The sequence below is a fragment of the Burkholderia savannae genome (assembly GCF_001524445.2).
Lineage (GTDB): Bacteria > Pseudomonadota > Gammaproteobacteria > Burkholderiales > Burkholderiaceae > Burkholderia > Burkholderia savannae.
Genome location: NZ_CP013417.1, coordinates 1,525,738 through 1,538,397, shown reverse-complemented (window position 1 = coordinate 1,538,397; position 12,660 = coordinate 1,525,738). Strand labels below are relative to the sequence as shown.

At 67.9% G+C, this 12,660-nt stretch carries 12 protein-coding genes; 3 read left to right on the top strand and 9 right to left on the bottom strand.

The annotated features are described in order from the left end of the window. Window positions 1-166: 166 nt before the first annotated feature. Complete coding sequence (locus WS78_RS35670) at window positions 167-517, bottom strand: hypothetical protein (protein ID WP_157131149.1); 351 nt, start codon at window positions 515-517, stop codon at window positions 167-169. Window positions 518-532: 15 nt separating this feature from the next. Here WS78_RS35670 and WS78_RS07705 point away from each other — a divergent pair, with 15 nt between their 5' ends. Then, window positions 533-1,462: a LysR substrate-binding domain-containing protein gene (locus WS78_RS07705; protein ID WP_010104452.1), complete on the top strand. Its 930-nt coding sequence runs from the start codon at window positions 533-535 to the stop codon at window positions 1,460-1,462. A 187-nt stretch (window positions 1,463-1,649) separates the two neighbouring features. Here the strand turns inward: WS78_RS07705 and WS78_RS07700 are convergent, their stop codons facing one another. Then, a complete protein-coding gene (locus WS78_RS07700; protein WP_038745082.1) occupies window positions 1,650-3,062 on the bottom strand; it encodes an 8-oxoguanine deaminase in 1,413 nt (470 codons plus the stop codon). 547 nt (window positions 3,063-3,609) lie between these two features. On the opposite strand from WS78_RS07700, the gene uraH reads away from it, so the two are divergent. Both uraH and WS78_RS07685 read left to right on the top strand, forming a co-directional pair. Next, window positions 3,610-3,963 carry a hydroxyisourate hydrolase gene (gene uraH, locus WS78_RS07690; RefSeq protein ID WP_038745079.1) on the top strand — a complete coding sequence of 118 codons (354 nt, stop codon included), beginning with the start codon at window positions 3,610-3,612 and terminating at the stop codon, window positions 3,961-3,963. Between the two features lie 49 nt (window positions 3,964-4,012). Further along, entirely contained in the window at window positions 4,013-5,206 is a 1,194-nt protein-coding gene (locus WS78_RS07685) for a urate hydroxylase PuuD (RefSeq protein ID WP_038745077.1), read from the top strand. A 752-nt stretch (window positions 5,207-5,958) separates the two neighbouring features. On the opposite strand, the gene WS78_RS07675 is transcribed toward WS78_RS07685, so the two are convergent. From WS78_RS07675 to WS78_RS07645, 7 genes are all read right to left on the bottom strand, one after another. Continuing rightward, the gene (locus WS78_RS07675; protein ID WP_038745075.1) at window positions 5,959-6,471 is read right to left on the bottom strand and encodes an ureidoglycolate lyase; all 513 of its coding nucleotides are present in this window, start codon (window positions 6,469-6,471) and stop codon (window positions 5,959-5,961) included. Further along, window positions 6,468-7,481, bottom strand: coding sequence for an allantoicase (alc, locus tag WS78_RS07670; RefSeq protein ID WP_038745139.1), 1,014 nt, complete (start codon window positions 7,479-7,481; stop codon window positions 6,468-6,470). The genes WS78_RS07675 and alc overlap by 4 nt, the downstream gene beginning before the upstream one ends. A 241-nt stretch (window positions 7,482-7,722) precedes the next feature. Further along, on the bottom strand, window positions 7,723-8,244 hold the full coding sequence (gene uraD / locus WS78_RS07665; protein ID WP_038745137.1) for a 2-oxo-4-hydroxy-4-carboxy-5-ureidoimidazoline decarboxylase: 522 nt from the start codon (window positions 8,242-8,244) through the stop codon (window positions 7,723-7,725). Beyond that, window positions 8,244-9,194, bottom strand: coding sequence for an allantoinase PuuE (gene puuE / locus WS78_RS07660; RefSeq protein ID WP_038745073.1), 951 nt, complete (start codon window positions 9,192-9,194; stop codon window positions 8,244-8,246). The genes uraD and puuE overlap by 1 nt, the downstream gene beginning before the upstream one ends. A 145-nt stretch (window positions 9,195-9,339) precedes the next feature. After that, complete coding sequence (locus WS78_RS07655; RefSeq protein ID WP_038745072.1) at window positions 9,340-10,269, bottom strand: aspartate/glutamate racemase family protein; 930 nt, start codon at window positions 10,267-10,269, stop codon at window positions 9,340-9,342. Window positions 10,270-10,279: 10 nt separating this feature from the next. Further along, window positions 10,280-11,773 carry an NCS1 family nucleobase:cation symporter-1 gene (locus WS78_RS07650; RefSeq protein WP_197419406.1) on the bottom strand — a complete coding sequence of 498 codons (1,494 nt, stop codon included), beginning with the start codon at window positions 11,771-11,773 and terminating at the stop codon, window positions 10,280-10,282. A 154-nt stretch (window positions 11,774-11,927) separates the two neighbouring features. Continuing rightward, window positions 11,928-12,623: a GntR family transcriptional regulator gene (locus WS78_RS07645; protein WP_038745067.1), complete on the bottom strand. Its 696-nt coding sequence runs from the start codon at window positions 12,621-12,623 to the stop codon at window positions 11,928-11,930. Window positions 12,624-12,660: the final 37 nt, after the last annotated feature.

Genomic DNA, 12,660 nt, shown 5'->3' with positions numbered 1-12,660 from the left:
GCTTGCGTCGGACATCGCACGTTCGGCTCGCGCGTCGATCGGGTAAAGCGCCGCCCGCGCAAAAGCGCGAGACGCATCGCGCGGATCGCTCGCTTGCCGGCTCTACATCGAGCCCGACGTCGACGAGCCGCCCCGCCGTACATTCGACGCCGCCGCTTCGCGCGTTTCACTGCATGCCGCGCAAGCGCGACGAGTTACGTGCATTGCGTGCATTGCGTGCATTGCGTGCATTGCGTGCATTGCGTGCAAAGTGTCGCACCGCGCACCCGATCGTTCGCCGTTCCTTCGGCCTCCTTGAAACGTCGCCGCCCGTCCCTTTTTGTTGCGCGCGCCAACCGCTTCCCGCATCGGCGATCTTCATCGCGTCGATGCAGTGACGCGGCAAACGAATCACCCGCGCACGCGCGCGGCCGAGCGCGCGCGGCCGAGCGAAAATCCGAACGGGCCGCTCTTGACGCTCCTTTATGTCCATATTAAAAATCATATATCCCCACCTCCAATCGATCAGCCTGGACATATAAACGGAGAGAACATGAGCCAGCAACGCGAGGCGATCGACACGTATCTGTTGCGCGTCCTGCACACCTTGCTGATGGAGCGCAGCGTGACGCGCGCGGCCGTCAAACTGAACCAGTCGCAGCCGGCGATCAGCGCCGCGCTGCGCCGCCTGCGCGACATCACGGGCGATCCGCTCCTCGTGCGCGGCAAGTCCGGCATGGTGCCGACCGAGTACGGCCTGCGCCTGCTCGAACCCGTGCAGAACGCGCTGCGCGAGATCGAGCGCATCAAGTTCCAGCAGCACAACTTCGATCCGGCCACGTCGATCCGCTGCTACCGGATCGGCTGCCCCGACTACCTGAACGTGCTGTTCGTGCCGACCGTCGTCGAGCGCTTCCGGCAGGCCGCGCCGAACGCGACGCTCGAGTTCCATTCGCTCGGCCCCGCGTTCGACTACGAGCTCGCGCTCGAGGACGGCAAGCTCGACATCGTCGTCGGCAACTGGCCGGAGCCGCCCGAGCAGCTGCATCTGTCGAACCTGTTCGTCGACGAGATCGTCTGCCTGATGAGCAACACGCATCCGTTCGCGAAGCGCGGCGGCCTCACGCTCGACCAGTACCTGAACGCGCCGCATCTCGCGCCGACGCCGTATTCGGTCGGCCAGCGCGGCGCGATCGACGTGCACCTCGCGCGCGAACGGCTGAAGCGCCATGTCGTCGTCACGCTGCCGTACTTCAATCTCGCGCCGTACGTGCTCGTGAAGTCGGATCTGATCTTCACCACGACGCGGCTCTTCGCCGATCACTACGCGAAGTTCCTGCCGCTGTCGGTCGTGCCCGCGCCGCTCGATTTTCCGCCGATGCAGTATTACCAACTGTGGCACGAGCGCTGCCATTATTCGGACGAAGTGCGCTGGCTGCGCGGGCTCGTCGCCGAGGCGACTCGCACGCTGATCGATATGTAAGCGCGCGGCGCGGCGGCGCGGCGACGTCGGCGATGTCGGCGATGTCGGCGATGTCGGCGATGTCGGCGATGTCGGCATCAGTGTCGATCGCGGAACATCCGGCGGCAAGCCTGTCGCCGAATATTCCGCCCAATCCGCGCAACCGGGTACCCAGCCGCGCGCGCCGCGCCGCCGCCCGACGCGCCGCTCAGCGCGCGGCTTCGTAGAGCGTTCGCGCGAGTGCGTTGTGCCGCGCGACGAGCGGCTCGATCTCGAGCGTCGTCAAGCGCCCTTCCCGCACGACGACCCGCCCGTTGACGACGCCGTACGCCGCCTGCGCCGGCGCGCAAAACACGAGCGCGGCGACGGGATCGTGCAGCGCGCCCGCGAACTGCGGCGCACGCAGGTCGAACGCGACGAAATCCGCCGCCATCCCGGGCGCGAGCGCGCCGATGTCGTCTCGGTTCAGCACCCGCGCGCCGCCGAGCGTCGCGATCTCCAGCGCATCGCGCGCCGTCATCGCATCGGGTCCGAATCCGACGCGTTGCAGCAGCAGCGCCTGGCGCACCTCGGCGACCATCTGCGCGCCGTCGTTCGACGCGGAGCCGTCGACGCCGAGCCCGACCGGCACGCCCGCGAGACGCATCCGTTGCACGGGCGCGATGCCGGACGCGAGCCGCATGTTCGAGCACGGGCAATGCGCGACCCCCGTGCCCGTGCGCGCGAACAGCGCGATGCCCGGCTCGTCGAGCTGCACGCAGTGCGCGTGCCACACGTCGCGCCCGACCCAGCCGAGATCCTCCGCGTATTCGGCGGGCGTCATCCCGAATTTCTCGCGGCTGTACGCAACGTCGTTCACGTTCTCCGCGAGGTGCGTGTGCAGCGACACGCCGTAGTCGCGCGCGAGCGCCGCCGCGTCGCGCATGAGGCCGCGGCTCACCGAGAACGGCGAGCACGGCGCGACGACGACGCGCAGCATCGCGTAGCGGCCGTCGTCGTGATAGGCCTCGATCACGCGCTGCGTGTCGCGCAGGATGTCCGCCTCGCGCTCGACGACCGCATCGGGCGGCAGCCCGCCGTCGCTCTGCCCGACGCTCATGCTGCCGCGGCTCGCGTGAAAGCGCATGCCGATGCGCCGCGCGGCCGCGATGCTGTCGTCGAGCCGGCTGCCGTTCGGATAGATGTACAGATGATCGCTCGACGTCGTGCAGCCGGACAGCAGCAGCTCGGCCATCGCGGTCAGCGTCGACACCTCGATCATCTCCGGCGTCAGGTGCGCCCAGATCCGATACAGGTTCGTGAGCCAGCCGAACAGCTCGGCGTTCTGCGCGGCGGGAATCGCGCGCGTCAGGCTCTGATACATGTGATGATGCGTGTTGACGAGCCCCGGAATCACGAGATGGCCGCGCAGATCGAGCACCTCGTCCGCGTGCGCGGGCAGCTCGGCGCTCGGCCCGACCGCGACGATCCGGTTGTCTTCGACGTAAAGGCCCGCGTCGCGCAGTTCGCGGCGCGCGCCGTCCATCGTCACGAGCACGTCGGCGTGCTTGACGACGAGCGTCTTCGGACGGTTCGGGGAAAGGGGTTGCGCGCCGGCGCGCGCGCTCGGGTGTCGTTCCATCGTCGTTCGATCTCCGTATCGTTCGGCCGCCGAGGCGGCCGTCCCGCTCGAACGCGACGCGCGGCACGCACCGCGCCGCCGCGTCCGTTCGAACGCCCTGGCCCGGTTACCCGGCGTGCCCGCCGTCTTCGGGATGCACGCAGGGCCTCGGCCTCACCGGCCGATCCCGCACCCGCGCACCGGCCGAGCATCGCGCAATCCGCGGCGCGGCGCAAGCGGGCCGCGCGCATGATCGCCTTCATGCGGCCGATATGTCCGGCCGCGTCCGTCATCGGAACGACGCAAAAACCCGCCATATCCCGCGAGCGCCGCGGCCACGCGCCCATGCGCGTCCGCGCGCGTCCGTGCGCATGGACGCGCGCTCATGCGGCGCGCATTATCTTCGTTATCGCTCATCGTTTCGCGAGCGAACCTTTTTACAATGGCTGCACGGCGCTCGCTTCGATCCGCCGACGGGTATGTAGCCACTGACGTGGAGCCTCGATCCGCCGCAGCATCACCGGATCGAGCCGCCGCCGATCCTCGCAACTACACAAGGACATTGCGAATGGGCAAGCTCACTACCCACGTACTCGACACCGCGCACGGCCGCCCGGGCGGCGCGATCAAGATCGAACTCCACGCGGTCTCGGGCGACGGCGGCCGGCTGCTTAAGACGGTGCTCACCAACGACGACGGCCGCTGCGACGCGCCGCTCCTCGAGGGCGACGCGCTCGCGGCCGGCACTTACGAACTCGTGTTCCATGCGGGCGACTACTTCGCCGCGCTGGGTGTCGCGCTGCCCGAGCCGCGCTTCGTCGATCTCGTCGTGCTGCGCTTCGGCGTGGCCGACCCCGCCGCGCACTATCACGTGCCGCTTCTCGTGTCGCCGTGGTCGTACAGCACCTATCGCGGCAGCTGACCACGCATCGCTGCCCACGAACGACAACGATCGACTCAGGAGGAGTTTCATGGAAGGCTTCATCACCGACTGGCTGAATCTCGCGATCCGCTGGCTGCACGTCGTCGCCGCGATCGCGTGGATCGGCGAGTCGTTCTATTTCGTCGCGCTCGACAATAGCCTCAAGCCGCCGAAGGACGCGCGGCTGAAGGCGCGCGGCGTGTTCGGCGAGCTCTGGCACGTGCACGGCGGCGGTTTCTACAACATGCAGAAGTACCTCGTCGCGCCGCCCGAGATGCCGGAAGACCTGCACTGGTCGAAGTGGCCGTCGTACACGACGTGGATGTCCGGCTTCGGCCTCTTCCTCGTGCTCTACCTGCTCGCGCCGAACACGTACCTGATCGACAAGAACGTGCTCGACATGGGCCCCGTCGTCGCGGTCTCGTCGGCGCTCGGCTTCCTGCTCGCGGGCTGGATCGTCTACGACTGCGCGTGCCGCCTGCTCGGCAACCGCGACACGCTGCTCGGCGCGTTCGTGGGCCTCTACGTGGTCGCGGCCGCGTACCTCGCCTGCCATGTGTTCTCGGGCCGCGCCGCGTATCTGATCGTCGGCGCGATGCTCGCGACGATCATGACGGCCAACGTGTTCTTCGTGATCATCCCCGGCCAGCGCAAGATGGTCGACAAGCTGCTCAAGGGCGAGACGCCCGATCCGATCTACGGCAAGCGCGGCAAGCAGCGCTCCGTGCACAACACGTACTTCACGCTGCCCGTCGTGTTCGCGATGCTGTCGAACCACTATGCAATGACGTATGCGAACAAGTACAACTGGATCGTGCTCGTCGTCATCATGCTCGCGGGCGCGCTGATTCGTCAGTTCTTCGTGATGCGGCATCGCGGCCGGCAGCTGTGGTATCTGCCGCTCGGCGGCGTCGCGCTGATGATGCTCGCGCTCGTCGCGACGATGCCGAAGCCGATCGCGCCCGAAGCGCAGGCCGCGAACGCGCCGAAGCTCGCGATCAAGGACATCGCCCCGATCCTGCAGCAGCGCTGCGTCGCGTGCCACTCGGCGAAGCCGACGCTGATGGGCAGCGCGCCCGCCGGCGTGATGTTCGATACGCCCGACGAGATCGCGCAGAATGCGCCGCGGATCTATCAACAGGCGGTGCAGTTGAAGGCGATGCCGATCGGCAACGTCACGCACATGACGGACGGCGAGCGCACGCAGATCGCCGCTTGGTTCGGCAGCGGCGCGACGAAGTGACGAAGTGACGAAGTGACGAAGGCCGCGCGCGTTGCCGGCGGGCCCGCTTCGGCGGGCCCGTTGCATTTGGCGCGGGCTTCGAGTCAGCGCCGCCGACGGCATGCGGCAGCGCACCGCGGACGATGCGCGCCCATCGCAATCGAGCAACCGTCACCGCGCGCCGCGTTGGCCGCGTTCGGCCATCCTGCACTGCCTCAGTGACGCGCTCTTCGCCACCCATCATGCGCGAAACGCGACGGCGCGCGAATGGTCGCGGCTGCACTCGGGATACACGACGTGCACTGCCTTCCCGTGCGCGGCCGCCTCGGCGAAGGCTCGATCCGGAATCTCGCGCTCCGGAACGGCGAAACGGCCGCGTGGCCGAACGCCGATATGCCGAGCGGCGTCACGATGCAGATCCCGCGCTGCCAGTTGACGCGCCGCGGCGCAACCGCGACGTGTCACGAGACGAGTCGCCCGCCATCGGGGGCGCGGTCGTGGTGAACTCCCGGACACGCGCCATCGCGAAACATCGGGCCTGCGTTACGCGGCTGCCGGACGCGCGCTCGTGCGTCGCGCCGTTGCAGCGCGCATACGAAGCCGAGCCCGCCGCCGTGCCGCGCGCCGCCGCATGACGGTTGCAACAGCAACGAAGTACGCCGCTACACGGCGCGGCAAGAAAAGAAAAGCCCGCGCACGAGGCGCGGGCGTTGCGTTGCGTTGCGTTGCGGCGCGTCAGCGCCGCTTCATGCTTCATGCCTGTTTTATGCGCGTCATGCGCTCACCGCCAGCAACGCATCGTCGGTCAGCCACAGCGGTTCGGACAGATCCTGTTCGTTCAGATTGAGCCCATCGCCGCCGCGATCGACGACGACGAAGTCGCTCACCTCGCCGAGCGCGATCAGCGGATGGTGCCAGACGCCCTTCGCATAGTTCACGCCCTGCCATCCGCTCGTCACGAACGCACGAATCTTCGACGGATCGAGATCGCCCGCCGGCGCGACGACGACGATGTAAGCCCGATCCGCAAGCGGAATGAACGCCTGGCTGCCGAGCGGATGCCGCTCGAGCATCGTCACCTCGAACGGCAGCGCGCGCGGCTGGCCGCGAAACAGGTTCACGAGCGGCCGCCCGCCTTCGTCGGCGACGTCGATGCGCGCGAGATCGTGAAAGCGCATCGTCGTGCCGAGGTTGATCGGGATCTGCTTCGCGCCGTTCGTCTCGATGACGTCGCCGAACGGCGCGAATGCCGCGCGCGTCAATGGTTCGATCGCGAGCGTCTTCATTGGTCGAGCGTGCCCCACAGGCGCAGCCGCGACACGCCGCCGTCCGGAACGATGTTCAGCCGCACGTGCGTGACGGGGCCGAGCGCGGCGAGCTCCGCCTCGAAATAGTGCTGATTGTCCATCTGCAGCTTCTGCTCGCCGAGCAGCACCGGCCAGAACATCGCCTGCGTGACGAGCGAGCTGTCGGTGCCGCCCGTCACGTATGCGGCCTGAATCGAGCAGCGGTCCGGATAATTGCCCTTGAAGTGCGCGGTGTCGACTTCGATCTTGCGGATCACGCCCGGCTGCGCGAGCGCGATGATCGCCCAGTCGTTGCCCGGTTCGCGGCGGCGGCGCGTCTCCCAGCCGTCGCCCATGTTCACGCCGCGGCCCGGCAGCAGCAGACTCGACGCGAGACCGAAGTGCTGGTTGTTCGCCGCGACGACGTAGCCGCCGTTCTCCATCGCCGCGAGATCGAACAGCTCGGACTTGCTCGCGCCCGCCCAATCGAGCTGCGGCTGGCCGTACACGCGCAGCCGCGCGATGCCGCCGTCCGGGTAGATGTTCACGCGCAGATGCGTATAAGCGTTCGCGTCGCGCGCTTCGACGTAGTGATGGCTGTTGCCCTGCAGCGTCGTCGACGGCATGATCTCGACCCACTTCGTCGCGTCGTTCGGCGCGCCGTCGGCCACGTGCGCGGCCTCGATCGACGCCGCGGGCGGGAAATTGCCGGTGAAATGGCTCGTGTCGATGTCGAGCCCCTTGATCACGCCGGGACGCGCGAGCTTCACGACGCACCAGTCGTAGCCCGTCGTGCGCTTGCGGCGCGTCTCCCAGCCGTCCATCCATTTGCCGTGATCGTCGTATTTGCCCGGGATGAACACGGCCGGCTCGGGATTCAGCATGCGCTCCTTCGGCGCGAAGAAATCGTCGCTCGCCTCGAGCGCCTGCGCGCCGAGACGCGGATCGGCGAGATTCACGTAACGCCGCGTGAACTCGGGTGCGTTCGGATCGGAAAGCGGAAGAGCCATCGTAGTGTCCTTGTCGTGATGTGCGTGCTGCGTGATGAGTGGAAAGCCGCTGCGGCGCGCGATCGCGCGCGCATGGCGGCGGATGCGGCGCGCCGGGCGCGTCGCGGCGGTGTCGTCGCGGCGAACCTGCCGCGCCGCGCATCGCGTGATTCTTCTTCGTTTCGCCGGCAGCCGCGTCGCGACGAGCGGCAAGCGGCGGCCGCCCGCAGACGCCGGGCCGATCGAAGCGCCCGGCCGGCGCTCACGCGCCGATCAGATCGTCGAGCCTGAAGCGCGCGATCCGGTAGATCTGCTCGAGGTTCGCGCGCAATTCCTCGTCGCGCGAATGATCGACGCGCGCCTCGAAGTTCGCGATGATCCCGTGCCGGTCGTAGCCTCGCACCGCGAAGATGAAAGGAAAGCCGAATTTCTCGCGATATGCGCGGTTGAGCCGCTGCAATTTGTCGAACTCCTCCTGCGTGCAGCGATCGAGGCCCGCGCCGCTTTGCTCGCGCGTCGATTCCGCCGTCAGCTCGCCGCGCACCGCCGCCTTGCCGGCGAGCTCCGGGTGCGCGTTGATGAGCGCGAGCTGCCGCGCGTCGCCCGCGCTCTCGACCGCGTCCTTCATCGTCCGGTGCAACGCGTCGACGCCGCGAAACGGCCGTTCGAGCGCGGCCGCCTCGGCGACCCACGGCGAATGTTCGAAGATGCCGGACAGCGCCGCGACGAACGCGTCCGTCGACATCGCGTTCAATTGCTCGAGCGTGTAGTGCATCGCCTTCATCATGCGTCCCCCTCGCGTCGAGCAGGCTGATACGGGTGATGCTCGCGCCAGTGGCGCGCGATGTCGACGCGGCGCGTGACCCACACGCGATCGTGCCGCTCGACGTGATCGAGAAAGCGCTGCAGCGCGCGCAAGCGCCCAGGACGGCCGAGCAGCCGGCAATGCATGCCGATCGACATCATCTTCGGCGCTTCGTCGCCCTCCTCGTACAGCACGTCAAACGCATCGCGCAGGTAGTGGAAGAAGTGATCCGCCGTGTTGAAGCCTTGCGGCGTCGCGAAGCGCATGTCGTTCGTGTCGAGCGTGTACGGGACGATCAACTGCGGCACCGTTGCGCCGCCCGACACTTCGACGCCCATCCAGAACGGCAGATCGTCGCCGTAATAGTCGGAGTCGTACAGGAAGCCGCCGTGTTCGGCGACGAGCCGACGCGTGTTCGGGCTGTCACGGCCCGTGTACCAGCCGAGCGGACGCACGCCCGTCACGCGCTCGATCGCCTCCATCCCGAGCTTCATGTGCTCGGCCTCGCGCTCGGGCGACATGTCCTGATAATGGACCCAGCGCCAGCCGTGGCACGCGATCTCGTGGCCGAGCTCGACGAACGCGCGCGCGAGCTCCGGATGCCGTTCGATCGCCATGCCAACGCCGAACACCGTGAGCGGCAACCCGCGCTTGTCGAACTCGCGCAAGATGCGCCACACGCCCGCGCGCGAGCCGTATTCGTAGATCGACTCCATGCTCATGTGGCGCGCCGGATACGCGGCCGCGCCGACGATCTCGGACAGGAACTGCTCGGAGGCGGGATCGCCGTGCAGCACGCAGTTTTCGCCGCCCTCCTCGTAGTTGAGCACGAACTGCACCGCGACGCGCGCGCGGCCCGGCCAGTTCGCCTGCACCGGATGTCGGCCGTAGCCGATCAGATCGCGTGGATAGTTGGGATCGAATGCCATGATTGGATGCGAAGTGATGCCCCGTCAGCGGTTTCGCGCCGCCCGCGCGACGCCCGGAAACGGGCGCTGCGCGGCCGATGCGACGGATGGCCCAGTGTAGCGAAAACGCCTCGGACCGCCCATACGGGGGCACGGATAGTGCGGGTCAGACGGAATGTATGTGCGGTTGCGGAAAAACGGCGGACGTCGCGGTGTCCGGCGTGGCGATGTCGGGCGGCGCCATGCCGGACGCAGCGGCGGCACGCGCCGCACCCGCCGCACCCGCCGCATCGCGCACCGCATCGCAGGCCGCATCGCACGCCGCCGCGCCCGCGGCCGGCGCTCGCTCGGGCACCGCCGCCCCGCCCGGGCTGAAGCGTGCGAATTCGCCGTCGTAGCGCTTCGCGAGCGGCCGCGCGAAATCGCCGCGCTTCGCGGTCGCGAGCTTCAGTGCGATCAGCGCCTCCGCCCATTTGACCGCTGCCGTCACGCCCTCGACGACGGGCGCGCCGATCGCCGCCTCGATCTCGTGCGCGAATTCCGCCATCCCCGCGCAGCCGAGCACGATCGCGTCCGCGCCGTCCTCGTCGAGCGCGCGCCGGCATTCGTCGACGATCACGCGGCGCGCGGCCGAGCCCGGCCTGTCGAGGTCGAGCACGGCGACGTCGGTCGCGCGCACGTTGCGGCAAAAGCGCTTCATTCCATAGCGCTCCGCGAGGTGCCATGCCATTCCGCAGGTTCGCGCGAGCGTCGTCACGACCGAGAAGCCCGGCGCGAGCACGCTCGCCGCGTGCATCGCCGCCTCCGCGATGCCGACGACCGGCCCGCGCGCGAGCTCGCGCGCCGCGTACAGCCCCGGATCGCCGAAGCACGCGATCACGTAGCCGTCGAAACCGTCGCGCTCGCCCGCCGCGACTTCGGCGAGCAGGCCCGGCGTCGCGAGCGCCTCGTCGTAATGGCCCTCGATCGAAGGCGGCCCCATCGTCGGGCTCACGGCGACGATCGCCGTGCCCGCCGACGCGACTTCGCGCGCGCAGCGGCCCATCGCGTCGGTCATTCGCTGCGTCGTGTTCGGATTGATCAGCTTGATCTTCATACGGACTCCGTCATGCTTTCGCTTGCGCGAGCGCGCGGTAGAACGCGCCGCCGAGCGCCGCGCCGATGAACCACGAGAAATTCGCGAGCCCGGACAATGCCGGCGCCATCACGCACGCGACGGCGATCGCGGCCGCGGGCAGCAGCGCCGCGATCGCACGCCGGTTCACGCCGTCGCGATACCAGTACGCGCCGTCCGTCGACATCGTGTACAGATCGTCGCGCCGCAGCGCGCCGCGCTTCACCAGATAGAAATCGACGATCAGCACGCCGTACAGCGGCCCGATGAAGCTGCCGAGTACGTCGAGCGTGTAATGGATCACGACGGGATTGTTGAAGAGATTCCACGGCATGATGAACACCGACGCGACTGCGGCGAGCATGCCGCCCGCGCGCCAGCTGATCAGGCGCGGCGCGACGTTCGAGAAGTCGAACGCGGGCGACACGAAGTTCGCGACGATGTTGATCCCGATCGTCGCGATCGTGAAGGTCAGCGCGCCGAGAATCACCGCGGTCGGATGATCGATGCGGCCGACTGTCTCGACGGGATCGGTGATCAGTTGTCCGAACACGGGCAGCGTCGCGGCCGTCGTGATCACCGTGACGAGCGAGAACGCGAGGAAGTTGACGGGCAGCCCCCAGAAATTGCCGCGCTTCACGCTGCCGTAGCGCCCGCAGTAGCGGGAGAAGTCGCCGAAATTGAGCATCGGCCCCGAGAAATACGATACGACGAGCGAGATCGCCGTCACCATCACCGGGATCACCTCGGCGCCGTGATACTTGACGCCGCCGAGATTGAGGCCGATGTTGCGCCAGCCGGCGCGCCACACCATGTAGCCCGCGAGGACGAACATCACGACGTACACCGCGGGGCCGGCGAAATCGATGAACTTCTTGATCGTCTCCATGCCGTTCCAGAAAACGAACGCCTGCAGCACCCACAGCAGCATGAAGCCCGCCCAGCCGAGCGCCGAGAGCCCTAGGAAGCCGTAGCGATGTACGTCCGCATAGGGCATCCACTGCGGAAAGAACTTGAGCACGACGATCACGAGCGCGCTCGACGCGAGATAAGTTTGGATTCCGTACCATGCGATCGCGATGAGCCCGCGGATCACGGCGGGCACGTTCGCGCCGAGCACGCCGAACGTCGCTCGGCACGCGACCGGATACGGCACGCCGAGCTGCTGGCTCGGCTTCGCAATCAGATTGCACAGCACGTTGACGATCGAAATGCCGACGATCAGCGCGACGAGCACCTGCCAGCTCGTCAGGCCGAGCGCGAACAGGCTGCCCGCGAACACATAGCCGCCGACGCTGTGCACGTCGGACATCCAGAAAGCGAAGATGTTGTATGCGCCCCAGCTCTGGTTCGCGAGCGGCGCGAGATCTTCGTTGTACAGACGATTGCTGTAACCGGGGGGCGCCGCCGCGCCGTCCGTGTCGCCCGGGCGATCTTCGTTCGGTCGATACGAGGCGCCTTGCTGCGCCACACTGAACTGAGCCATGACATCTCCTTGCCTGCCGCGGACGAGCCGCGCGATCGTCATTGAAATCGCGGCCCGAACGTGGTCGCCCGATGCCGCCCTGGCGGGCGGCCGCATACGCGACCTCCCGGCATTTCGTCAGTTCAGTGAGCGCTCGAGGCGTGCGGCCGGGCCGTCAGCCCGGATTGCCGAACACCTCGCGCAGATCGACCGCGCCCTGCGCCGGCCGATCGAGCATCCTCAGTTCGACGTGCTGAAGATGGTGCGCCATCAGTTGCGCCGCGCGCTTCGCGTCGCCGGCTTCGAGTGCCGCGAGGATCTGCGCATGGTCGTCGAACGAACACGGGCTGCGCCCGTGCGATTCGTACAGCGCCGACATCAGCGTCGAGCGCACGACGAGCCCCTCCAGGCAATCGCGCAGCACCGTGTTGCCGGTGAGCGCCGCGAGCGCGGTATGGAACTCGCCGGACAAACGCACCCACGCCGGAAAATCGCGCCGCTCGAATGCGTTGCGCTCCTTGTCGATCATCGCCGCGACGCCCTTCAGGCGCTTCGCGCCCGGTCCCGTCGCGAGCCGCTCCATCACCGCGAGCTCGACGATGCGCCGCATCTCGAACACTTCGTGCACGTCCTGCAGCGTCGGACTCGCGACGAACGCGCCGCGATTCGGCTCAAGATCGACGAGCCGATCGGTCGCGAGGAGCGCTAGCGCCTGCCGGATCGTGCCGCGCTTCACGCCGAACACTTCGCACAACTGCGCTTCCGTCAGCTTCGTGCCGGGCGCGAGCCGATGCTCGAGGATCGCCGTGCGCATCCGCTCGGCGATCGACTCGGGGCTCGCGCCCGTCGGCGCGGAATCTTTCTTCGTCATGGTTCGCATCTCGTTATGAACAGCATCGTAGATTGGA